The 22047-nt window shown below is 57.3% G+C and carries 20 protein-coding genes and 2 pseudogenes; 12 read left to right on the plus strand and 10 right to left on the minus strand.

The genetic code is table 11. The annotated features are described in order from the left end of the window. Nucleotides 1-773: 773 nt before the first annotated feature. The gene (locus HP062_RS25555; protein WP_172792260.1) at nucleotides 774-2117 is read right to left on the minus strand and encodes a hypothetical protein; all 1344 of its coding nucleotides are present in this window, start codon (nucleotides 2115-2117) and stop codon (nucleotides 774-776) included. A gap of 488 nt (nucleotides 2118-2605) precedes the next feature. Here HP062_RS25555 and HP062_RS25560 point away from each other — a divergent pair, with 488 nt between their 5' ends. Next, nucleotides 2606-2974 carry a DUF6124 family protein gene (locus HP062_RS25560; protein ID WP_172792261.1) on the plus strand — a complete coding sequence of 123 codons (369 nt, stop codon included), beginning with the start codon at nucleotides 2606-2608 and terminating at the stop codon, nucleotides 2972-2974. A gap of 309 nt (nucleotides 2975-3283) precedes the next feature. Beyond that, the gene (locus tag HP062_RS25565) at nucleotides 3284-3472 is read left to right on the plus strand and encodes a hypothetical protein (RefSeq protein WP_172792262.1); all 189 of its coding nucleotides are present in this window, start codon (nucleotides 3284-3286) and stop codon (nucleotides 3470-3472) included. Nucleotides 3473-3643: 171 nt separating this feature from the next. Here HP062_RS25565 and HP062_RS25570 read toward each other — a convergent pair whose 3' ends face one another. Next, on the minus strand, nucleotides 3644-4360 hold the full coding sequence (locus HP062_RS25570) for an SIMPL domain-containing protein (RefSeq protein ID WP_010463403.1): 717 nt from the start codon (nucleotides 4358-4360) through the stop codon (nucleotides 3644-3646). 343 nt (nucleotides 4361-4703) lie between these two features. On the opposite strand from HP062_RS25570, the gene HP062_RS25575 reads away from it, so the two are divergent. From HP062_RS25575 to HP062_RS25590, 4 genes are all read left to right on the plus strand, one after another. Further along, the gene (locus tag HP062_RS25575; protein WP_010463401.1) at nucleotides 4704-5966 is read left to right on the plus strand and encodes an ATP-binding protein; all 1263 of its coding nucleotides are present in this window, start codon (nucleotides 4704-4706) and stop codon (nucleotides 5964-5966) included. After that, nucleotides 5959-6519, plus strand: coding sequence for a response regulator transcription factor (locus HP062_RS25580; RefSeq protein WP_007901386.1), 561 nt, complete (start codon nucleotides 5959-5961; stop codon nucleotides 6517-6519). The genes HP062_RS25575 and HP062_RS25580 overlap by 8 nt, the downstream gene beginning before the upstream one ends. A 96-nt stretch (nucleotides 6520-6615) precedes the next feature. Continuing rightward, nucleotides 6616-8343 carry an ABC transporter ATP-binding protein/permease gene (locus HP062_RS25585; RefSeq protein WP_010463398.1) on the plus strand — a complete coding sequence of 576 codons (1728 nt, stop codon included), beginning with the start codon at nucleotides 6616-6618 and terminating at the stop codon, nucleotides 8341-8343. Between the two features lie 252 nt (nucleotides 8344-8595). Then, entirely contained in the window at nucleotides 8596-9342 is a 747-nt protein-coding gene (locus tag HP062_RS25590) for a FadR/GntR family transcriptional regulator (protein WP_010463396.1), read from the plus strand. 42 nt (nucleotides 9343-9384) lie between these two features. Here the strand turns inward: HP062_RS25590 and HP062_RS25595 are convergent, their stop codons facing one another. Continuing rightward, a complete protein-coding gene (locus HP062_RS25595) occupies nucleotides 9385-9783 on the minus strand; it encodes a hypothetical protein (protein WP_077747409.1) in 399 nt (132 codons plus the stop codon). Between the two features lie 124 nt (nucleotides 9784-9907). Here HP062_RS25595 and HP062_RS25600 point away from each other — a divergent pair. Continuing rightward, nucleotides 9908-10090: pseudogene (locus tag HP062_RS25600) on the plus strand (FCD domain-containing protein); the annotation flags it as partial. Nucleotides 10091-10230: 140 nt separating this feature from the next. On the opposite strand, the gene HP062_RS25605 reads toward HP062_RS25600, so the two are convergent. From HP062_RS25605 to HP062_RS25615, 3 genes and pseudogenes are all read right to left on the minus strand, one after another. Beyond that, a complete protein-coding gene (locus HP062_RS25605) occupies nucleotides 10231-10575 on the minus strand; it encodes a hypothetical protein (RefSeq protein ID WP_154911877.1) in 345 nt (114 codons plus the stop codon). Nucleotides 10576-10855: 280 nt separating this feature from the next. After that, nucleotides 10856-11046 (minus strand): annotated as a pseudogene (locus tag HP062_RS25610) (hypothetical protein). A gap of 14 nt (nucleotides 11047-11060) precedes the next feature. Then, on the minus strand, nucleotides 11061-12362 hold the full coding sequence (locus HP062_RS25615) for a phospholipase (RefSeq protein ID WP_172792263.1): 1302 nt from the start codon (nucleotides 12360-12362) through the stop codon (nucleotides 11061-11063). 236 nt (nucleotides 12363-12598) lie between these two features. Here HP062_RS25615 and kdgD point away from each other — a divergent pair, with 236 nt between their 5' ends. The 4 genes from kdgD (at nucleotide 12599) to garD (ending at nucleotide 18112) form a co-directional block, all read left to right on the plus strand. Beyond that, nucleotides 12599-13510 carry a 5-dehydro-4-deoxyglucarate dehydratase gene (gene kdgD, locus HP062_RS25620; protein WP_010463384.1) on the plus strand — a complete coding sequence of 304 codons (912 nt, stop codon included), beginning with the start codon at nucleotides 12599-12601 and terminating at the stop codon, nucleotides 13508-13510. Nucleotides 13511-13568: 58 nt separating this feature from the next. Next, nucleotides 13569-15014, plus strand: a complete 1446-nt coding sequence (locus HP062_RS25625; RefSeq protein WP_010463382.1) for an aldehyde dehydrogenase family protein — start codon at nucleotides 13569-13571, stop codon at nucleotides 15012-15014. 165 nt (nucleotides 15015-15179) lie between these two features. Beyond that, complete coding sequence (locus HP062_RS25630; protein WP_010463380.1) at nucleotides 15180-16547, plus strand: MFS transporter; 1368 nt, start codon at nucleotides 15180-15182, stop codon at nucleotides 16545-16547. Nucleotides 16548-16558: 11 nt separating this feature from the next. After that, a complete protein-coding gene (gene garD / locus HP062_RS25635) occupies nucleotides 16559-18112 on the plus strand; it encodes a galactarate dehydratase (protein ID WP_010463378.1) in 1554 nt (517 codons plus the stop codon). Nucleotides 18113-18319: 207 nt separating this feature from the next. On the opposite strand, the gene HP062_RS25640 is transcribed toward garD, so the two are convergent. Next, nucleotides 18320-18826: a hypothetical protein gene (locus tag HP062_RS25640; protein WP_172792264.1), complete on the minus strand. Its 507-nt coding sequence runs from the start codon at nucleotides 18824-18826 to the stop codon at nucleotides 18320-18322. Nucleotides 18827-19072: 246 nt separating this feature from the next. Here HP062_RS25640 and HP062_RS25645 point away from each other — a divergent pair, with 246 nt between their 5' ends. After that, nucleotides 19073-20014, plus strand: a complete 942-nt coding sequence (locus tag HP062_RS25645) for an AEC family transporter (protein ID WP_010463375.1) — start codon at nucleotides 19073-19075, stop codon at nucleotides 20012-20014. Between the two features lie 101 nt (nucleotides 20015-20115). On the opposite strand, the gene HP062_RS25650 is transcribed toward HP062_RS25645, so the two are convergent. The 3 genes from HP062_RS25650 to HP062_RS25660 are packed head-to-tail and all read right to left on the minus strand — an operon-like array spanning nucleotide 20116 to nucleotide 21976. After that, entirely contained in the window at nucleotides 20116-20496 is a 381-nt protein-coding gene (locus HP062_RS25650; protein WP_010463373.1) for a carboxymuconolactone decarboxylase family protein, read from the minus strand. Beyond that, nucleotides 20493-21551 (minus strand): calcium/sodium antiporter, encoded by a 1059-nt coding sequence (locus HP062_RS25655; protein ID WP_077747414.1) that lies wholly within the window; start codon nucleotides 21549-21551, stop codon nucleotides 20493-20495. Before HP062_RS25655 ends, HP062_RS25650 begins: the two co-directional genes overlap by 4 nt. A 50-nt stretch (nucleotides 21552-21601) precedes the next feature. Continuing rightward, nucleotides 21602-21976, minus strand: coding sequence for a septal ring lytic transglycosylase RlpA family protein (locus HP062_RS25660; protein ID WP_102594410.1), 375 nt, complete (start codon nucleotides 21974-21976; stop codon nucleotides 21602-21604). Between the last annotated feature and the right edge of the window lie 71 nt (nucleotides 21977-22047).

Here is a 22047-nt window from a genome sequence, read left to right on the forward strand (position 1 = left end):
CTTTTTCAAACGCCAAAAAAGTACCCCAAAAGGCTCGCCCCAAACGTCCGGCCCCTCGCTAAGGCTCGGCGTACCTTCGCTCCGGCGTCCATCCGGGGACACTGCCCTCCGGTCTGCTTCACGCCCTGAGCGTTTCCGTCAACACGGCGCTGCGCGCCACCCCCCGGATGAACACCTCCACTCAGCCTCCCGAAGGGGCGGGTGGATCAAGATCAAAAGCTGCAGGCGAGCTAACGCTCGGCCTGTTGAGTGGTGAGAAGCGAAGCGTGTACACCGAACCCTTGTAGGAGTGAGCCTGCTCGCGATGGCGGCCTGACAGCCGACCAATCTCTTGCAGATGTACCCCATTCCCCTTGTCAATGGAGCGCCAATACCTCGATAGGTCAGTTACCGTTGAATTTATTCGATGAGGTATCGGACAAACCAAAGTGAGATCCATCCGGCCATCAGCCAACTCAGACTGGTACTCGGAATTTGAACCCAGTTTCTGAGGTGTTTGGGTAGTCCGATTACGTCGTCGTTTGCTGGCGGATCTTCGCGGTGAAAGCGCTTCGGCCGGGTGATCAATCCACTTATCTGGGACAGCCTGTAGAGGCGCCCGATTGGATCATTCCCTAAAAACTTTCGATTTATGCTCACGAGTCGGGAGCGCGAAAATTTTTGCTCAATTTCTTCAAGTTTGAAAAAGGCGACGTACAGCAGAATGCTCAGATTGATCAAAATGAGCATTAAAAAAGTGCCAGATACAAGATTAAGAACCAGCTCTGGTCTGTTCATTGAGTTGTGAACTCATAAAGTGCTTCGCCAAGTAGTTCGGCCTCATGACTTGCGCCATTGCCCACTAGGCTTGCTGTGGATCCGGCCACTATAAGTGCGCAGACAACACCTCCGACTCCGAATGTTTCCACACCAACCGCAGCGCAAAGACCGTATTTCATCAATTGTGTCGAGACAATGCCTGCTGCAACGCCTCCTCCTACGGTCCCCAAGATTTTTCCACCTTCAGTGAACTTCACTTTCCTACAGGCTTTTTCTGTACCCGTGCGGCATACCTCATCGATCCTCATTCCTGCCGCACCGGTCGCTAAGCCGATGCCTAAATATCCTCCTGCCTTCATGTATTTCACTGCCCGAGCAACACCCTCAATGTTCGTTGCATATCCCGGCAACTGTGTCGCAGTTCCTGCTTTGTTCCAATGATGAACCGTGCGGCGGGACGACAACCTCAATGCGCGTTTGAGTTTGGGATGATCCGGGATACCGGTACCCTTTCGCACCAACGGTCCCATGCTGGCGTTCAGTTTGGCCATCATGCGCTTACGTTGGGCAAAGAATTCAGATGAGCGCAAGTGGCCGTGTTGGCGGTAGTGCTGCTGATGTAGTTCTTCCAGATTTTTCAGGGTGGCTTTCAGGTTCTCCAAATGCTGGCCCACCATGAATGATGCGACGCCCAGCGACCCCGCCGATACCTCCAGAAATGGCTCTATCACTTCATGGTGCTCAACCATGAAAGAAGCTTCTTCATCACTCAGATCTTTGATCGCCTCATTGACCTTCTCGGCCGCGATCATTAATTGGGCCTCTTCACGACGGCACATGTAGTGCCGTGAATCGCTGAAGATGACCATTTGCCCAGGCTTCACCCGTTCGCCGAGATGTCGGTTCAACGAACGAAACTGCTTACTTAGGACTTCGCCAGGCGGGTTCTCGTACAGCGAACGCTCCAAGGCTTCAAGGGGCATGGGTTTCTGGATGATGTGAAATCCCGATTCCGCCGGTTTGGGAAGAGTGAACGCGTGTTCTTCGACCAAGTGTTGTGCTGGCGGCGGTTCGGGTTTGGCTTTGAAGCCGTTCCAGGAGGCGCCGCCATTATCGGAATTGACGCGCTGCTTCACGATGACCCAATCGCCATTGCTCACTGCGCTGATTAGTTTCTGTTGATTAGCTGATTGCATGTAATTGGAGCGGTTGGCCCCGATTGCACTCAGCAAGTCGTCGAAACCCGACAGCTCGTCGGGGTAGCTAAGGGCCTGACGCAGGTCGTCGGTGGCTTGGTAGCTGTCGAGTATTTGGCTGCGCTGACCGGCGAGCAGGTCTTTGGGTATGAGTCTTTTCACGCTCGCTTCCTGTTCTTTGGAAACGAGCGACTTTGGCAAGTGAACTCAAGCAGGGATGCCGGGGGATTCGATTTTGGGTGTAGGGGAAGTCCGAGTTTTTTTGGGTGCAGTCCATTTCGCGTGGGAATGCCACCCGGGACGCTCCACGTTCAATTTTTGTGTTGAACGATGTGTAAAAAACACAGCGCTTTCCCACGCATTTTTCAGGTTGCCGGGTAGGAAGCCGTCCTTCTAACCTTTGGCCGTCGCTGCAATTTCAGCGACCGGGCGTGGAAACCTGGATCTCTTAGTAGCCGCATAGCTGGACCATCGTATTCGTTGCCGACGTCTTCTTTCGTCTGCAAACTGCGTCATGGCGGCTGTGCGTGGGCAGACTTCGGTCTGGCCGGGTCCTACTAACCGGTATTTCCACCCTGCGTGCAGCCGCCACCTATTTGTCGTGTGGAAACGACAATGGATGGCTCCCATTTTTAAGTAGGAGTTTTTCCATGGATAAGTTAATTCCCGATCCACCTGTTAACACCACCAATTCCAGTGCCGAAGACACGCAAGCCGAAGCACTCCTCAGGGACCGCGAAGCCATAAAACGCGCCCTCGATTATTACCTCGATCCACCCGACCAATACGCCCCTAAACCCCGTAGTCCCAGCACCATGTTCATGATCGCCCCAGACTTGGATTCCGAAAGCCTCCTGGCTCAAGCCTGTGAGTCCCTGGCCTCCGCCAGTGTCATGACCAGTGATTTCGCCGCTAACCTGATCGGGCCGCAGCGCAATACGGTGTTGGCTATTCAGCAGATCATCATGCTGGCGGAATTGGCGGTGAATCGGGCACTGAATAACGTCGATCCGGCGTAGACCGCGTTATCGTTCATCGCGAGCAGGCTCGCCCACGGCAACTTTATAGTAGCGAGTCTGTTCGCGATGGCAGTGAGGATGTCCAATCGGCTCAACACATAAAATATACTTTGAATAGGGTGTTTTAAGTTGTTGGTCTGCATTGTTATTCTAAAATAATATCGATAAGTCGTGAGTATTCTGATTTACCTGTTATTTCTGACAGTAGACATTTTTTTCTTAATTCAGTTGAATGTGTCGAGAGGATAGCGGTTTTTTCAGAAGGGCCGCTTACTGTCTAGGCTGTTGTTAACTTATAAGGAAATGATAATGAGCTATCCAGAAATTACTGAATATGAAGGCTTTCTAATTTATAAGTATGATCCGGCTTATCAAGCAAATCCGTATCAGGTTTATAACAAGGATAACCAATCAGTCAGCATGTTTTTGGCAACAAAAGCTGACGCTGAACAACAAATTCGATCATTTAAACCACGACCACCAGGAGCTCACGGGTAACAGCTCCGGGAGGGACCGCACTCTTGTTATTCGGGATGGCTCATTCCGGGCAGTGTCTCGAAGATAGCGTAAACCATTCCCCCAACACTTGATGGGCTTGCTCGGTTTTGAAAGACATAAAAAAACGGCGATCACTTCAGTGACCGCCGTTTCTGTGTACGGGTTATCGAATCAAGGCATCAACACTTCAATCGCACCATCCGCCGTCATGCTCACCTGGCTGGTGCCGGCCTCAACCTCTGGCGTCACCGGAGCGCCATCCATGCCGGCCGCTTTCATCATCATCGGCCCACGCATGTACGGCTGTGGATAACCGTTGCTGTTCAGGTTCAGGCTGACGATTTTGTAACCCTTGCCACCCAACGCATCGGTTGCCAGCTGCGCGCGGGCCTTGAAGGCGGTGACAGCTTCTTTAAGCAGCGCATCTTCGCTGGCCTTGCGCGTTGGCGTGGCGATGGCGAAGTCCATGCCACCCATTTTCAGGTCGGTCAGCAGTTCGCCGGTCAGCTTCGACAGTGCGGCGAAGTCGGAGCTTTCCATGCGCAGTTCGGCGCGTTCACGCCAGCCGGTGATTTTCTGGCCCTTGGTGTCGTAGATCGGGTAGCTGTTGCGGCTGCCCTGGCGCAGGGTGACTTCCTTGACTTGTTTGGCCTGGGCCAGCGCTTTGTTCATGGTGGTGCTGACGTCGGCGGCGAGTTTGGCCGGGTCGGTGTTCTGTTCTTCGGTGTAGAGGGTCACGATCATCTGATCGCGGGCCACTTCCTGGCTGACTTCGGCACGCAGGGCGATCTGGTTGTAATGAAGTTCGTCGGCGGCCAGGGCCGGGAGGCTGGCGACGGTGCCAACGCTAAGGGCAAGAAGGGCGGCGCTGCGGCGGAAACTGTGCATGAAAACTCCTTGGAGGTGCGCAGGGGTTAAGGTCCGAGCCTGCGTGAAACCATCAGACTCTAACTTTATTGATCCGGTTCGCACAGTTACAACTTCCATACAGATGGAATGGGGGAGACCGTGTCGAGGCCATTCGCGGGCAAGCCTCGCGCCTACAGGAATGTGTCGTACGCCAATCCTTTGAACGACACATTCCTGTAGGCGCGAGGCTTGCCCGCGAAGGCGTCCTTATAGACGCAGCAGAACTTCCTGCCATGTGGCTGTTTGCCGCACTTTTGCCTGCCAGCCCCCGTGCTTGGTTATACTCCGTGCGATCCGCCTGGAGCGCTCATCAGGAGAGCTCATGCTCGCCCCCGTTCAAATCACTTCCGCCACTCGCCAGAACCTTTGGCGGCTGACCTTCATCCGAACATTGGTACTCGCCGCTCAGGCCGGTTCCGTAGGCCTGGCCTACTGGTTCGATCTGCTGCCGTTGCCGTGGGTGCAACTGGCGATGACCCTCGGCTGCTCGACGCTGCTGTGCGCGTTCACGGCGGTTCGCCTGCGCACCTCGTGGCCGGTCACCGAGCTGGAATATGCCCTGCAACTGGCCTGTGATCTGTTTATCCACAGTGCCTTGCTGTATTTCTCCGGCGGTTCGACCAACCCGTTCGTTTCCTATTACCTGGTGCCGCTGACCATCGCCGCCGTGACGTTGCCGTGGCGCTATTCGGTGATTCTGTCCGGTATCGCGCTGGCGCTTTATACGTTGTTGCTGGCGCGGTTCTATCCGCTGGAAACCTTCCCCATCGCCCGGGAAAACTTGCAGATCTACGGCATGTGGCTGAGTTTCGCCCTTGCCGCCGCCGTCATCACATTCTTTGCCGCGCGCATGGCCGAAGAGCTGCGCCGCCAGGAAGAACTGCGCGCCATCCGTCGTGAAGAAGGCCTGCGCGACCAGCAATTGCTGGCCGTCGCGACCCAGGCGGCCGGCGCCGCCCATGAGTTGGGCACGCCGTTGGCCACCATGAGCGTGTTGCTCAAGGAAATGCGCCAGGACCATCCCGACCCGCTGTTGCAGGATGATTTAAGCGTGTTGCAAGATCAGGTCAAACTCTGCAAAGAGACCTTGCAGCAACTGGTGCGCGCCGCCGAGGCCAATCGACGCCTGGCGGTGGAAATGCAGGACGTCACCGACTGGCTCGACGAAGCGCTGAACCGCTGGCACTTGATGCGCCCGGAAGCCAGTTACCGTTTCCAACGGCTGGGCCAGGGCACGGTGCCACGCATGGCACCGCCGCCAGACCTGACGCAAGCCTTGCTGAATTTGCTCAACAACGCCGCCGATGCGTGCCCCGAAGGGCTGCAAGTGACGCTGGACTGGAATGCCGAGGACCTGACCATCAGCATTCGCGACCATGGCGCCGGCGTGCCGCTGGCCATTGCCGAACAGATTGGCAAGCCGTTTTTTACCACCAAGGGCAAAGGTTTCGGCCTCGGCCTGTTTTTGAGCAAGGCCAGCGTGACACGCGCCGGCGGCTCAGTGAAACTCTACAGTCATGAGGAAGGCGGCACGCTCACCGAGCTGCGCCTGCCCCGTGTCGCCCGAGGAGACGAACATGAGTGACGAGATCCAAGTTGAAGGCGAAGAACTGCCGCATTTGCTGCTGGTAGACGACGATGCAACCTTTACCCGTGTGATGGCCCGCGCCATGGCCCGCCGTGGTTTTCGCGTCAGCACCGCCGGTTCCGCCGAAGAAGGGCTGACCATCGCCCAGGCCGACATCCCGGATTACGCCGCGCTGGACCTCAAAATGGACGGCGACTCAGGCCTGGTGTTGCTGCCCAAACTGCTCGAACTTGACCCGGAAATGCGCGTGGTGATCCTCACCGGCTACTCGAGCATTGCCACCGCCGTCGAGGCCATCAAGCGCGGCGCTTGCAACTATCTTTGCAAGCCGGCTGACGCTGACGACGTGCTGGCCGCGCTGCTTTCCGAGCATGCCGACCTCGACACCCTGGTGCCAGAAAACCCGATGTCGGTGGACCGCCTGCAATGGGAGCACATCCAGCGCGTACTGACCGAACACGAAGGCAACATCTCCGCCACTGCCCGCGCCTTGGGCATGCACCGCCGCACGCTGCAGCGCAAACTGCAAAAGCGTCCGGTCCGCCGCTGAACGGACGCTGAACGATTAACGCCAGCCCTCGCGATAACCCGAACCGATCATCTATGATCGGTTCGGGTGTGTTCTTTTCTTTATCGAGCCTTTTCCATGAATCAGAACGCTGAGTATTCCGCGGTCAACGATGCTGTGCGCGGGCAGTTTTTTCGCAAAGTCTGGGCGATGACCACGCCGTATTGGCGCAGCGAAGAGAAGGGCAAGGCCTGGACATTGCTGATCGCGGTGATTGCGCTGTCACTGTTCAGCGTGGCGATTTCGGTGTGGGTCAACAGTTGGTACAAGGATTTTTACAACGCCCTGCAAAAGAAGGACGAAGCGGCTTTCTGGCAACTGATTCTGTACTTCTGCGGGATCGCGGCGGTGGCGATTCTCGGTGCGGTGTATCGGCTCTACCTGACGCAGATGCTGACGATTCGCTGGCGGGCCTGGCTCACCGAGCAGCACTTCGCCCGTTGGCTCGGTCATAAAAACTACTACCAACTGGAGCAGGGCGGTTACACCGATAACCCTGACCAGCGGATTTCCGAAGACCTCAATAGCTTCACCTCCAATACGCTGGGCCTGGGGCTGGGCCTGATCCGCAACGTCGTCAGTCTGGTGTCGTTTTCGATCATTCTGTGGGGCGTGTCGGGCAGCATCGAAGTGTTCGGTTTCACCATCCCCGGCTACATGTTCTGGTGCGCTCTGGTTTATGCCGCCGTCGGCAGCTGGCTGACGCACTTGATTGGCCGTCGTTTGATTGGCCTCAACAACAATCAACAACGCTTCGAAGCTGACCTGCGTTTTTCCATGGTGCGGGTTCGCGAGAACGCGGAAAGCATCGCTCTGTACAACGGCGAACCCAATGAAAACCGCCGTCTGAGCGGGCGCTTCGGGCTGGTCTGGCATAACTTCTGGGACATCATGAAAGTGTCCAAGCGCCTGACCTTCTTCACCTCCGGTTATGGCCAGATCGCAATCATTTTCCCGTTTATGGTCGCCGCGCCGCGTTACTTCGCCGGCAAGATCGAGCTTGGCGAGCTGATGCAAATCAACTCAGCGTTCGGCAACGTGCAGGAGAACTTCAGCTGGTTCATCAGCGCCTACCAGGACTTGGCCGCTTGGCGAGCCACCTGTGATCGTCTGCTGAGTTTCCGCCAGGCGATGACCGACAACGAAGAGCGAGCGCCGGCGATTGATGTGCAGAATTCGGGTACAGCCTTGAAGGTGCACAACCTGGGCCTCGATCTGGCCGACGGTCGTCACTTGCTGACCAACGCCGACATGACCGTGGAGGAGGGCGAGCGCGTCATGCTCAGCGGTCGTTCCGGCAGCGGCAAGTCGACCTTGCTGCGGGCGATGGGGCACCTTTGGCCGGCGGGTCATGGCAGCATTCGTCTGCCGACGGCGCGTTACCTGTTCCTGCCACAAAAGCCGTATCTGCCGATTGGCACGTTGCGCGAGGCACTGAGTTATCCACAGGCCGGCGGGACTTATCCGCACGAGCGGTATGTGCATGTGCTGGAAACTTGCCGCTTGCCGCACCTTGTTGCGCGCCTGGACGAGGCCAATCACTGGCAGCGCATGCTGTCGCCGGGTGAACAGCAACGGCTGGCCTTCGCTCGTGCGCTGCTCTATGCACCACAGTGGTTGTACATGGACGAGGCGACGTCGGCGATGGACGAAGAGGATGAGGCTTCGCTGTATCAGGCCTTGATCGATGAGATACCGGGGTTGAGCATCGTCAGCGTTGGGCATCGCAGCAGTCTGAAGCGTTTCCACCCACGGCATGTGCGCATTGAAAATGGACATCTGGTGGACCAGACCGTGATCGCATAACACCACAATCCGTGTGGGAACGAGCTTTTGTGGCGGGGGATTTATCCCCGTTCGGCGTCGCAGCCGTCGCAAAACCACTGCACTCGGCATACCTGATGCACCGAGGCTGTGGGTTTTGGGATGGCTGCGCCATCCAACGGGGATAAATCCCCGCGCCACAGGTTGCTCTTACAATAGTGGGTGGTGGTGATCGTACAACCGCGTTGAGCTATGATGCGGTTTCAGCCGCAATTTTCGAGACAGACGTTCACCATGGAAAACCCGATCGACGCACCACGCCTCCCTCGCAAGCGCCGCAGCCTCGCACAGGAATTGGTGACGGTGCTGTCCGAGCAGATCCGCGACGGCCACCTCAAACGTGGCGACAAATTGCCCACCGAGTCGGCGATCATGGATGCCCATGGCGTCAGCCGAACCGTGGTTCGCGAAGCAATTTCACGTTTGCAGGCCGCTGGCCAGGTGGAAACCCGTCACGGCATCGGCACCTTCGTGCTCGACACCCCGAGCCCGAGCGGTTTTCGCATCGACCCGGCGACCGTGGTCACCCTGCGTGACGTATTGGCGATTCTGGAACTGCGCATCAGCCTCGAAGTGGAGTCCGCCGGCCTCGCTGCACAGCGCCGCAGCCCGGAACAGTTGGCCTTGATGCGCGCTGCGCTGGACGCCTTGAATGAAAGCGCCGCCCACGCCAGTGATGCCGTGGCGTCCGACTTCCAGTTCCACCTGCAAATCGCCCTGTCGACTGGTAACCGCTACTTCACCGACATCATGACCCACCTGGGCACCAGCATCATTCCGCGCACCCGCCTGAACTCCGCGCGCCTGGCCCATGATGATCAGCAGCACTACATGAGTCGCCTGAGCCGCGAACACGAAGAGATTTACGACGCGATTGCGCGCCAGGATTCGGATGCGGCGCGGGCGGCAATGCGTTTGCATTTGACGAACAGTCGGGAGCGGCTGCGCCACGCGCATGAAGAGGCTGAGGCGCAGCGCTGAGAGTTGCGGTTGGTGGGACCCAGTTTTTTTGTAGCGCTTTTGCTAACGCACCACGATGAGACGAAGGGGGTGTGATTCTTTTTTGATCCCGTCAATTTCTACCTCATACCAAAACTCAGCCGTACTTTTGTTAACAATGGTATCGAATATAGACGTGGTGATTTTTTTGATGTGCTGTTCCATGCCTGTAATAGAAAATTCGCCTCGCCAGAGCATTTCGTAACCGCCCTCATCTTGAAATTTTATAAAGAACATGCATTCTTGCCCGCCAGTTTGACCTGTATATTGAACGGCGAAATTAAACCTAAATTGATGGATTTCTCCGAAGTCCTTTATGTAAAGGGTAGTTCCATCTGTTCCAGGGGCGGTGGGCGCGGCTAATTCTGGTGATACTGGCGATTTTACAGGTTTTTCCACTTTTGTTAGTTCGACAGTGCTCATGGCGAATCTCCATATATAAAAAGTAATTTTGCGATAACTTATCCGCGACATCAGTTCATCAGATGCTTTTAATGTTGGCTACTGTCAGAAATGACAGTTGCGACCAGGGGTCGTTACGCACTGGAGCGCGCGCGTAGCCCATGACGATCAACAGCGCATGAGTCGCCTGAGCCGCGAACACGAAGAGATTTACGACGCGATTGCGCGCCAGGATTCGGATGCGGCGCGGGCGGCAATGCGTTTGCATTTGACGAACAGTCGGGAGCGGCTGCGCCATGCTCATGAAGAGGCTGAGGCGCAGCGTTAATGCTTTTTATCGCCGATAGCTGAGTTTTGTATAAGTCGCAATATTCCAAAGCGCCGGGTTAATCAGGTGGTGCGTGCGCTGTAGAAGATCTCGGTGGCCATAGCGGACAGTAATCTGATTAACAGAACTGTCCGCGTCTCTTATTGTACGAGCCTAAATTTCACCTTAGGGGAGTGTCTCACTCCCCCATCTCTTGTCACAGTGTATTGCACTTCAACACTGGCGCCTTCTGCCAAACCTTTTTCGAAGAAGTTTTTTTCGGCTCCGTATCCGTATGCATCTGATGGACGTTCTATAGTCACTGAATACACGATGGAGTCGCCTGTAGAGGTTTTTACAATAAATGCTAATTTATCCCCCTCGATCGCATCTGCGATGGGTTCCACTGTTATTGAGACTGATCCAACAATTTGGCTAACGCTCAAAACACCTTCTTTAACATTTTTAACTTTTGGGGGCGCCAAGTCGTTCTTTTGTACTGTCATGAATAAAGTCCTTCAACAATAAGTCGAACCATTTTGATAAACGCTCTTTTATAAGCGTTCTAAGGGGCCGGTTCGTTAACTCCTGAGGTGATTAAGTCACCGCAGTTGATGTCGTGCTACTGTCAGAATTTACAGTTCAGACGAACGGTCAGTGTTTTGTGTCGTGTGTTTACTTGTCCCGAGATTTGCGTTCAAAGGCAGGCTCGCTTCCATTTGGGATCTAATCAGTGGAATACCAAAGACTAATGGGTGCGAGCCTGCTCGTGATGGGGCAATCGCCTCAGCCGGTTTTCAGAACTGAACGATCCACCCGTACCGCCAATTCAGTCTTCGCCGATTTAATCTCGAAGGTCACACCCCCTGCTTATCCACATTTCCGCGGGCAATGGGCACACCCTTGGACAACAACTCCAACGGCGCACCCTCCAGCGATTGCCCTGAAGCCAGTTCCAGTTTCAATTTAATCGTCATCATCAATCTCCTTATCAAGCCACGTTGCCAGTGGGGTTGTAATCCTTGAGCAGCAAGTAAGTACTCCAGCCCCACCAGTCATCGACGGTGGCGGTGTCGTTCAGGTTGTTGACGTCCTTGCGCCGCAGCACCTTGCTGCCTTCAACCCGGAACAACGGTGAAAAGTTGTTCGCAGGATTCAATACGGCTTGCAGATCCGGGGTCTTTTTCAAGGCGCCAAAATTATCGGGAACCGTGACGGTGCCGCTGAGATACGCCGCAAACACTTCATCCGCCGACACCTGCACCGCCTGATTCACCTGGACACGATTGGCGCTGTCGATGGCGTCGAAGTAGCGTTTGTCGCCGTACCCACGCCAGTGATCGCCGGTGCCGTTGCGCACATTGAGGCCGAACTTGCTGTCTTCGTCGTGCATGAAGCGGGTAATCAGTGAGCCCAGATCACTGGGCGTGACCACCGCAGCCAACTGTTTGCGCGGTACTCGCAAATGGCCGGCAGAAAACAGGTCGGTCAGGTAGTGATCGGCAAACGCATTCATCGCGTAGGCCAGTTCCAGCTGCTTTTCATCGTTGCTGCTGTGAGCCTTCACCGCTTGTTGCAGAGCTGCCGTGTGCCCGGAGATATAGGCCAGCAGCGCCCATTCGGCAAAGTGGTCAGCATTATTGGCGGCCAGTTTCAGATAGCGCCCCAAGGGAAACAGCGCCGAGACGAAACTGCCGCCGCCCGTGATTCTGTTCCACTCTTCTGACAACGTATCTCCGAGTGCGTCATACGCCTCGTGAGGCTGTTTGCCGTCTTTGATTGCCTGTTTAACTGCGGCGATTTCCTTCTGCATGACGCCGAGGATCAGCTTGGCTTCGGCATTGGACGCCGGCAGCACCGCCAGCGAGTTGAAGGCATTGGTAAAGCGCTGGACGCGGTCGGCAGGCGTGGCGCCTTCGCTGACTGGTTGATCGGGAATGCCATAAAAGTCACCGCCCAGAGCGATGACCTGACCGTAAGTCAGCGCCAGTCCATTGGGTAAATGCAGCGCTACCTGCGAGGCGGGCACAGCGGGCGCGTCCTTGATAAAACGCAGCAACGTACCGTCACCGATGGCGGTGTGCTCGCCGCCCTCAAACCTCAGCTGTGGCTTGCCTTTCAAGGCGTTGCCAGGCGTAGCGTTAGTTGTTAGAGGTGCGTCGTGATGTTCGCCGAGCTTCAGCATAAGCGAGCTGTTGGCGGTGACGGCGATACCGTCTTCAGTAAAAAGATCGTCCAGGTTCGCGATGATCTGTTCTGGTTTTCCCTGCGGTTGAGCGTGTAGACCTGACATTTCTGGCTCCTTGATATGTCGTCGGTATGATTCAAGACAGCTGTATGTATATACAGCTAATCAGAGCTTAGGTCAGAAATTTCCTACGTCAAGAAAATCCCCTTCCGACACAAATTTCCAGGCGCGACGATGAAATGCAGTTGACGGTTATTATTTAAGTTGTACGATGACCTACAACTCGGCCACAGGCTGAACGCTTTTCTCACACAAACGTTGCTACCCAGGGTGTTCGAATAATGAATCCACAAGAACTGAAGTCCATCCTCTCTTCTGGCCTGCTGTCTTTCCCGGTCACCGATTTCAATGCTCAGGGCGACTTCCATCGCGCGGGCTATATCAAGCGTCTCGAATGGCTGGCCCCATACGGCGCCACGGCGTTGTTCGCCGCAGGCGGCACCGGTGAGTTCTTCTCTCTGGCGGCCAGCGAATATTCGGAAATCATCAAGACCGCCGTCGACACCTGCGAAAACAGCGTGCCGATTCTGGCTGGTGTGGGCGGTTCGACTCGCCAGGCCATCGAATACGCACAGGAAGCCGAGCGCCTGGGCGCCAAAGGCTTGTTGCTGCTGCCGCACTACTTGACCGAAGCCAGCCAGGACGGCGTTGCCGCCCACGTTGAAGCCGTGTGCAAATCGGTGAACATCGGCGTGGTGGTTTACAACCGCAACGTCTGCCGCCTGACCGCGCCATTGCTGGAACGCCTGGCCGAGCGCTGCCCGAACCTGATCGGCTACAAGGATGGCCTGGGCGATATCGAGTTGATGGTATCGATCCGTCGCCGCCTCGGTGATCGCTTCAGCTACCTGGGCGGTTTGCCGACCGCTGAAGTCTATGCCGCTGCTTACAAGGCATTGGGCGTACCGGTCTACTCCTCGGCGGTGTTCAACTTCATCCCGAAAACGGCGATGGATTTTTACCACGCCATTGCCCGCGAAGATCACGCCACCGTTGGCAAGATCATCGACGACTTCTTCCTGCCGTACCTGGACATCCGTAACCGCAAAGCCGGTTATGCGGTGAGCATCGTCAAGGCCGGGGCAAAAATTGCCGGTTATGACGCAGGTCCTGTGCGTGCACCGCTGACCGATCTGCTGCCAGAAGAGTACGAAGCTCTGGCCGCGCTGATCGACAAGCAAGGTGCGCAGTAACACACCCGATTAATAAGGCCGCTGAGCAATCAGCGGCCTTTTGCGTGAGGAGATTGTTGTGGCTGATACAAAGCGTTTCGATAACTACATCAACGGTGAATGGGTGGCGGGCAGTGATTACTGCGCCAACATCAACCCGTCCGAACTGACCGACACCATCGGCGACTACGCCAAGGCTGATCTGGCCCAGGTCCACGCCGCCATCGACGCCGCTCGCGCTGCGTTTCCGGCCTGGTCGACTTCGGGCATTCAGGCTCGCCATGATTCACTGGATAAAGTCGGCACCGAAATCCTCGCCCGCCGCGAAGAGCTTGGCACCTTGCTGGCCCGGGAAGAGGGCAAGACCCTGCCTGAAGCCATCGGCGAAGTGACCCGCGCCGGTAACATCTTCAAGTTCTTCGCCGGTGAGTGCCTGCGCCTGTCCGGTGACTATCTTCCGTCGGTGCGCCCGGGTGTGAACGTCGAAGTCACTCGCGAAGCCTTGGGCGTCGTTGGCCTGATCACCCCGTGGAACTTCCCGATCGCGATCCCTTCGTGGAAAATCGCCCCGGCCCTGGCCTACGGCAACTGCGTCGTGCTGAAACCGGCCGATCTGGTGCCGGGTTGCGCCTGGGCGCTGGCGGAAATCATCTCCCGCGCAGGCTTCCCGGCCGGCGTCTTCAACCTGGTGATGGGCAGCGGTCGCGTGGTTGGCGATGCGCTGGTGCAGAGCCCGAAAGTCGACGGCATCAGCTTCACCGGTTCTGTCGGTGTCGGTCGTCAGATCGCCGTCAGTTGCGTCTCGCGTCAGGCCAAGGTTCAGCTGGAAATGGGTGGCAAGAACCCGCAGATCATTCTCGACGATGCCGACCTGAAGCAAGCGGTCGAGCTGTCGGTGCAGAGCGCGTTCTATTCCACCGGTCAGCGTTGCACGGCGTCGAGCCGCTTCATCGTCACCGCCGGGATTCACGACAAGTTCGTCGAAGCCATGGCCGAGCGCATGAAGTCGATCAAGGTCGGTCACGCGTTGAAAACCGGCACCGACATCGGTCCGGTCGTCTCGCAAGCGCAGCTTGAACAGGACATGAAGTACATCGACATTGGCCAGTCCGAAGGTGCTCGTCTGGTCAGCGGCGGTGGCTTGGTGACTTGCGACACCGAAGGCTACTACCTCGCGCCAACGCTGTTTGCCGACAGCACAGCTGCGATGCGCATCAGCCGTGAAGAGATCTTTGGCCCGGTGGCGAACATCGTTCGCGTCGCCGATTACGACGCCGCGCTGGCCATGGCCAACGACACCGAATTCGGTCTGTCAGCGGGCATCGCCACCACGTCGCTGAAGTACGCCAACCACTTCAAGCGCCACTCCCAGGCCGGGATGGTGATGGTCAACCTGCCGACGGCGGGCGTGGATTACCACGTTCCATTCGGCGGGCGTAAAGGTTCATCCTATGGTTCCCGCGAGCAAGGTCGCTACGCGCAAGAGTTCTACACGGTCGTGAAGACCAGCTACATCGGTTCGTAACGCAACACCCTCTGTGGGAGCGAGCCTGCTCGCGAAGGTCTTGAGGACGCGACGGTAAACCTGATGCCCCGCGTCATCGTTGACCACCATCGCGAGCAGGCTTGCTCCCACAGAAAAACCAAAGATTCACCCGCGCATAAAAATAATCAGTGGGAGTACATGTACATGCAAGCGACCAAGCCGACTCACGTCCGCTATTTGATTTTGCTCATGCTTTTCCTGGTGACCACGATCAACTACGCCGACCGGGCCACTATCGCCATCGCGGGCTCCAGCCTGCAAAAAGACCTCGGCATCGACGCGGTCACCCTCGGTTACATCTTCTCTGCATTCGGTTGGGCTTACGTGGCCGGGCAAATTCCCGGTGGCTGGCTGCTGGACCGTTTCGGCTCGAAAAAGATCTACGCGCTAAGCATTTTCACCTGGTCGCTGTTCACCGTTCTGCAGGGCTATGTCGGCGAATTCGGCATGTCCACCGCAGTGGTTGCGCTGTTCATGCTGCGCTTCCTGGTGGGCCTGGCCGAAGCGCCATCCTTCCCGGGTAACGCCCGTATCGTCGCGGCCTGGTTCCCGACGGCTGAACGCGGCACGGCCTCGGCGATCTTCAACTCGGCGCAGTACTTTGCCACCGTGTTGTTCGCACCGCTGATGGGCTGGATCGTCTACAGCTTCGGCTGGCAGCACGTGTTTATCGTCATGGGCGTGATCGGCATCATCTTCTCGGGGATCTGGCTGAAGGTGATCTACAGCCCGCGCCAGCACCCAATGATCAACGACGCCGAGTTCAAGCACATCGCCGACAACGGCGGCATGGTCGACATGGACCAGGACAAAGGCAAAGGCAAAAAAGGCGACGGTCCGAAGTGGGACTACATTCGCCAGTTGCTGACCAACCGCATGATGCTCGGCGTGTATCTGGGCCAGTACTGCATTAATGGCATCACGTACTTCTTCCTGACCTGGTTCCCGGTGTACCTGGTGCAAGAACGCGGCATGACCATCCTAAAGGCCGGTTTCATTGCTTCGTTGCCGGCGATCTGCGGCTTTATCGGGGGGGTGCTTGGCGGGGTGATTTCCGATTACCTGCTGCGCAAGGGCCATTCCCTGACCTTCGCTCGCAAGGCACCGATCATCGCGGGTTTGCTGGTCTCCAGCAGCATCGTGGCGTGCAACTATGTTGATGTTGAGTGGATGGTCGTCGGCTTCATGGCCCTGGCCTTCTTCGGCAAAGGCGTGGGTGCGCTGGGTTGGGCGGTGGTGTCCGACACCTCGCCGAAACAGATTGCCGGCCTGAGCGGTGGCCTGTTCAACACCTTCGGCAACATCGCTTCGATCACCACCCCGATCGTGATCGGCTACATCATCAGCTCCACCGGTTCGTTCAAATGGGCGCTGGTGTTTGTCGGTTGCAACGCACTGGTTGCAGTGTTCAGCTACCTGGTGATCGTCGGTCCGATCAAACGTGTGGTGCTGAAAGAGCCGCCAGTCAGCGGTCCTGAAACCAATAACAAATTGTCTCAAGCGCATTCCTGAGGAGCGGCGTCATGCAGTTGATTGAACATTCCGACTCGCCGCGCTACATCCGCCTGCACGAGCGGGACAACGTCGTGATCGTGGTCAACGACCAAGGCGTACCGGCCGGTACCGAGTTTCCAGATGGCCTGGTGACGGTGGACTTCGTGCCGCAGAGCCATAAAGTCACCCTCGAGGACATTCCTGAAGGCGGCCAGGTGATTCGTTACGGCCAGACCATTGGCTATGCGTTGCAGCCGATTCCGCGCGGCAGCTGGGTCAAGGAAGATCAACTGCGCATGCCCACCGCGCCACCGCTGGACAGCCTGCCGCTGTCCACCGAAGTGCCTGCGGCCCAGGCACCGCTGGACGGTTACACCTTTGAGGGGTATCGCAACGCCGACGGTACCGTTGGCACGCGCAATATTCTCGGGATTACGACGACCGTCCAGTGCGTGACCGGCGTGCTCGACCATGCGGTCAAGCGCATCAAGGATGAATTGCTGCCCAAGTACCCGAACGTCGATGACGTGGTGGCGCTGACCCACAGCTACGGCTGCGGGGTGGCGATCACTGCCACTGACGCGTACATCCCGATCCGCACCGTACGCAATCTGGCGCGCAACCCGAACCTGGGTGGCGAAGCCTTGGTCATCAGCCTGGGCTGCGAGAAATTGCAGGCCGGGCAGGTGATGCACGAGGGCGACAGCTCGGTGGATTTGAGCGAGCCGTGGTTGTACCGCTTGCAGGATTCGAGTCACGGTTTCACTGAGATGATCGAGCAGATCATGGCGCTGGCCGAGACCCGTTTGAAGAAGCTCGATCAGCGTCGCCGGGAAACTGTGCCGGCGTCCGAGCTGATCCTGGGCATGCAGTGCGGCGGCAGCGATGCGTTTTCCGGCATCACCGCCAACCCTGCGCTGGGTTATGCCTCTGATTTGTTGTTGCGCGCTGGCGCGACGGTGATGTTTTCCGAAGTTACCGAGGTGCGCGACGCGATTTATCTGCTGACCTCCCGCGCGGAAACTGAGGAGGTTGCTCAGGAACTGGTGCGGGAAATGGACTGGTACGACCGTTACCTGGCCAAGGGTGAGGCGGACCGCAGCGCCAACACCACGCCGGGCAACAAGAAGGGCGGGTTGTCGAACATTGTCGAAAAGTCCTTGGGCTCGATCGTCAAATCCGGTAGCAGTGCGATCAATGGCGTGCTCGGCCCTGGCGAGCGCTTCAAGCGCAAAGGGCTGATCTTCTGCGCGACCCCGGCCAGTGATTTTGTCTGCGGGACGTTGCAGTTGGCGGCGGGGATGAACCTGCATGTGTTCACCACCGGGCGCGGCACGCCTTATGGTTTGGCGATGGCGCCGGTGGTCAAGGTATCGACCCGGACCGAACTGGCACAGCGCTGGCCGGACCTGATCGACATCGATGCCGGGCGTATTGCGACCGGACGCGCTTCGATTGAAGACCTTGGGTGGGAGTTGTTCCACTACTACCTGGACGTGGCGAGCGGCAAGAAGCAGACGTGGGCCGAGCAGCACAAACTGCATAACGACATCACCCTGTTCAACCCGGCGCCGATAACATGAGATAGCGCTGGGTGAACTATGCTGGATTCGACTCGGAATGCGATCACCCAAGTAGAGTTCACCGGCAGATAAGGCGCGCCGCCTCTCCATCGCTACAGCGATTACTGATCGTCAGTAGCAATGGAGGATGGCTTTCGATCAGCACCCTAAATACCTTGTCGATCAAGTGTTAATGCGGTGCTTTTAGCTTTTTATGGATGCCTCAGACTAAACTAATGACCACGCCAGATTATCCAGATAAAGGTTGCCAGCGGTCACGGATAATTTGCCAGAAAAGCCGGCGATCAATAGTACGTCAAAGGGTATTTCTGCAATTTCGAACGCTTTGTCTTCGGAACTGATAGGGGCGCCGTATACGACTTCTTCTTTCTTCATTGCAATAATATAGGCAGTACCACTTTCATTGCCGCCAGCTGCCTTGATCTGGAACCTCAGGCTATTCACATAGTTTCCAAATGAAAGTTTCAATCTGGAACCACTTGGCAAATATAGACTTTTATCGCCGAAGCCCGCCCCATCGGGAGCTTTTACTATTCCTGACGTTTTATCGTCCGGTTGATCTTCGACAGTAACGATTAAATTGTTACTGAATTGCACGGGTAGTTGCAACAAAAAAGACTGGAGGGGTTCTCTTTCCCAGTCCTCCTTGTTCTCTGAGACAGTACCGGTTTTTGAAGCGCCTGAAAATTTATCGCCTGTTGATTTAACTGACATATTTTTTACTCCTGTAATTTGTTTTATTTGCGGGATTATTAAGTGCCCGATGACTAAGCATTGGCTACTGTCAGATCTGACAGTAGCGACGAACGGTCCACATAAATATCAGCTCGAAATCAGTGGGATTTATAGAAAATCAGTGCAGGACGTGACCATGTCAGCGAAGTCGTTCTCTCACACGCAAAGGTCCCCAGTCGCTTATCATTAGCCCCCTAACGACGCCCACCCAAGGTTCCCCCCGGCATGCTGGCTATCTTCCTCGAAACCCTGAACATCACCGCGCCGGTGTTTGCCATGCTGTTTCTAGGGGTGTTGCTCAAGCGCATCGACTGGATCAACGACAACTTCATCCACACCGCGTCGGCCCTGGTGTTCAACGTCACCATGCCGGCGCTGCTGTTTCTAGGCATCCTGCATGCCGACCTGCACGCCGCGTTGCAACCGGCGCTGCTGATCTACTTCTCGCTGGCCACCCTGGCGTGTTTTGCCATCGCCTGGGGCTGGGCGATCTGGAAGTGCCCGCGTGAAGATCGAGGGATTTATACCCAAGGCGCTTTTCGCGGCAACAACGGAGTCATCGGCCTTGCGTTGGCGGCCAGCATGTACGGCGATTACGGGATTTCTCTCGGGGCGATTCTCGCGGCGCTGGTGATCCTGTTTTACAACACGCTCTCGACCATTGTGCTGGCGGTGTACAGCCCGGTGATCAAGTCCGATCCGTGGAGCATCTGCAAAAGCGTGATGGTCAACCCGCTGATCATCAGCGTGTTGGCGGCGGCGCCCTTTGCCTATTTCAAGATCGGCTTGCCGGGATGGCTGGAAACGTCTGGCCAGTACCTGGCGCAAACCACGTTGCCGTTGGCGTTGATCTGCATCGGCGGCACGCTATCACTGGCGGCATTGCGCAAAAGCGGCAAGATGGCGCTCAGCTCAAGTCTGGTGAAGATGATCGGCTTGCCAGTGTTGGCGACGTTGGGGGCATGGCTTTGGGGATTTCGCGGGGCTGAGTTGGGGATTCTGTTTCTGTACTTCGGCAGCCCGACCGCCGCGGCCAGTTTTGTCATGGCCCGCCAGGCCAACGGCAATCATGAACTGGCGGCGGCGATCATCGTGATCACCACGTTGATGGCGGCGGTCACCACCAATGTCGGAATCTTTTTGTTGCAGTGGGGGGAGTGGATCTAGCGTCGGGATTTTCGCTGGTGTCCAGGGCTGGCAAGCCTCGCCCTGTAGGAGCGAGGCTTGCCCGCGAAGGCGCCAGTCCTGTCACCACAACTTTTGAAGACTCACTCAGGCTTCTGATAGCTGTCGATCACTTCCTGCGCCGCCCGAAACGCATCAATCGCCGCCGGCACACCGGCGTACACCGCGCAATGCAGCAACGCCTCGCGAATCTCTTCCACGGTGCAGCCGTTGTTCAGCGCGCCGCGGACGTGGCCTTTCAACTCCTGCGGGCACTTCAACGCCGTCAGCGCGGCGAGGGTGATCAGACTGCGGGTTTTCAGCGGCAGGCCTTCGCGGTTCCACACGGCGCCCCAGGCGTGTTCATTGACGAAGTCCTGCAGCGGCTGGGTGAACTCAGTGGCATTGCCCAGTGCGCGGTCGACGAACGCATCGCCCATCACCTGGCGGCGGACTTCTACACCAGGCTTTTTGTTGTCAGTCATGGCATTTCCCTCTTGTGGTGTTGGCGACGCCAGGCGCGCAGCGATGTGAACAGCAGAAACGCCACCAGCGCCGGCAGGACGAAAAACAGCATCAAGTGTTCAAGCTTGCCGGCCAGGGGCATGCCGGTGGTGAACGACACCACGTGCAGACCGTAAGCGAGATACAACCCCAAAAACAGCAGACCTTCGGCGCGGGTCACCCGGTAACCGGTGTAGAACAGCGGCAGGCACAGCACCGCCACACCGAGCATCACCGGCAGGTCGAAATCCAGGGCATTGGGCGAGACCGACAGCGGCGAGGGGGCGACAAGCGCGGTCAGGCCGAGTACGCCCAGGAGGTTGAACAGGTTGCTGCCGATCACGTTACCCACGGCAATGTCCCGCTGACCGCGCAAGGCCGCGATCAATGAGGTGGCCAGTTCCGGCAGGGAGGTGCTGATGGCGACGATGGTCAGGCCGATGACCCGCTCCGACAGACCCAGATCGGTCGCAACCGCCACGGCGGCGCCCAGCAACAAATGGCCGGCGTAGACCAGCATCGCCAGTCCGGCGACGATCATCAGCACGCTGCTGAACCACGGTGCCTGGGGGGTTCCGTCGTGGGAGGGCGGACGGGTCGAGTGCCGCGACTGGCGCAGCAACAAGCCCAGGTACAGCGCCAGGGCCGCCAGCAGAACGATGCCGTCCATGCGGGTCAGCTCTTCATTCCACGCCAATACAAACACCAGCAGGCTGGCGCCGATCATCAGTGGAATATCCAGGCGCACCAGTTGCCGTGAAACCCGCAGCGGAATGATCAGCGCCGAAAGCCCCAAGGTGACGAGGATGTTGAAGATGCTGCTGCCGATCACACTGCCGACGGCGATGTCGGCGTTTTGCGCCAGGGTGGCTTGCAGGCTGACCGCCATCTGCGGTGCGCTGCTGCCCAAGGCGACGATGGTCAGCCCGATGATCAGCGGCCGCACCTGCAAGCGCGCCGCCAGGCGCACGGCGCCACGGACCATCAGTTCGGCACCGGCGATCAGCAACAGCAGGCCGCCGAGCAACTCAATCAGGCTGATCAGGGGTAAATCGGCAAGTCCGAAAATGGTCGGGGCTCCGTCTGTTAATCGTCGAGGGCTTGCACGCGAACCCGTGCGGTGCCGCTACGGAGCATACCCAGTTGTTCGGCGGCCTCGTGTGAAAGATCAATCAGGCGCCCGCGGGTGTGCGGCCCGCGGTCGTTGATTCGGACCACGCAGGACTTGTCGTTATTCAGATTGGTGACCTTCACCCGCGTGCCGAACGGCAATTGGCGATGGGCGGCGGTCAGGGAATTCTTGTTGAAACGCTCGCCGCTGGCGGTGCGTTTGCCTTGGTGTTTGGCGCCGTAATAGGACGCCGTACCGGTCTTGTCGTAGCCGTGTGGGTCGATGACGTCGTTACTGGCGCAACCGGCCAGCAGAGCGAGCAGGGCGCAGGCACCCAGTAGACGCTTCATTTAAAGGTATCCACATACAAATGTGGGAGCGAGCCTGCTCGCGATGGCGGGCTGTCTGACACATCAATGTT

It is taken from the genome of Pseudomonas sp. B14-6 (assembly GCF_013260315.1).
Taxonomy (GTDB): Bacteria; Pseudomonadota; Gammaproteobacteria; order Pseudomonadales; family Pseudomonadaceae; genus Aquipseudomonas; species Aquipseudomonas mandelii.

Bases quoted from the DNA above. Each gene is read 5' to 3' on its own strand.
- kdgD (WP_010463384.1), top strand. From the start codon at position 12,599: ATGAATCCACAAGAACTGAAGTCCATCCTCTCTTCTGGCCTGCTGTCT.
- HP062_RS25660 (WP_102594410.1), bottom strand. From the start codon at position 21,976: ATGAAGCGTCTACTGGGTGCCTGCGCCCTGCTCGCTCTGCTGGCCGGT.
- garD (WP_010463378.1), top strand. From the start codon at position 16,559: ATGCAGTTGATTGAACATTCCGACTCGCCGCGCTACATCCGCCTGCAC.
- HP062_RS25615 (WP_172792263.1), bottom strand. From the start codon at position 12,362: ATGTCAGGTCTACACGCTCAACCGCAGGGAAAACCAGAACAGATCATC.
- HP062_RS25575 (WP_010463401.1), top strand. From the start codon at position 4,704: ATGCTCGCCCCCGTTCAAATCACTTCCGCCACTCGCCAGAACCTTTGG.
- HP062_RS25595 (WP_077747409.1), bottom strand. From the start codon at position 9,783: ATGAGCACTGTCGAACTAACAAAAGTGGAAAAACCTGTAAAATCGCCA.
- HP062_RS25560 (WP_172792261.1), top strand. From the start codon at position 2,606: ATGGATAAGTTAATTCCCGATCCACCTGTTAACACCACCAATTCCAGT.
- HP062_RS25650 (WP_010463373.1), bottom strand. From the start codon at position 20,496: ATGACTGACAACAAAAAGCCTGGTGTAGAAGTCCGCCGCCAGGTGATG.
- HP062_RS25645 (WP_010463375.1), top strand. From the start codon at position 19,073: ATGCTGGCTATCTTCCTCGAAACCCTGAACATCACCGCGCCGGTGTTT.
- HP062_RS25605 (WP_154911877.1), bottom strand. From the start codon at position 10,575: ATGACAGTACAAAAGAACGACTTGGCGCCCCCAAAAGTTAAAAATGTT.
- HP062_RS25585 (WP_010463398.1), top strand. From the start codon at position 6,616: ATGAATCAGAACGCTGAGTATTCCGCGGTCAACGATGCTGTGCGCGGG.
- HP062_RS25570 (WP_010463403.1), bottom strand. From the start codon at position 4,360: ATGCACAGTTTCCGCCGCAGCGCCGCCCTTCTTGCCCTTAGCGTTGGC.
- HP062_RS25630 (WP_010463380.1), top strand. From the start codon at position 15,180: ATGCAAGCGACCAAGCCGACTCACGTCCGCTATTTGATTTTGCTCATG.
- HP062_RS25580 (WP_007901386.1), top strand. From the start codon at position 5,959: ATGAGTGACGAGATCCAAGTTGAAGGCGAAGAACTGCCGCATTTGCTG.
- HP062_RS25590 (WP_010463396.1), top strand. From the start codon at position 8,596: ATGGAAAACCCGATCGACGCACCACGCCTCCCTCGCAAGCGCCGCAGC.
- HP062_RS25565 (WP_172792262.1), top strand. From the start codon at position 3,284: ATGAGCTATCCAGAAATTACTGAATATGAAGGCTTTCTAATTTATAAG.
- HP062_RS25640 (WP_172792264.1), bottom strand. From the start codon at position 18,826: ATGTCAGTTAAATCAACAGGCGATAAATTTTCAGGCGCTTCAAAAACC.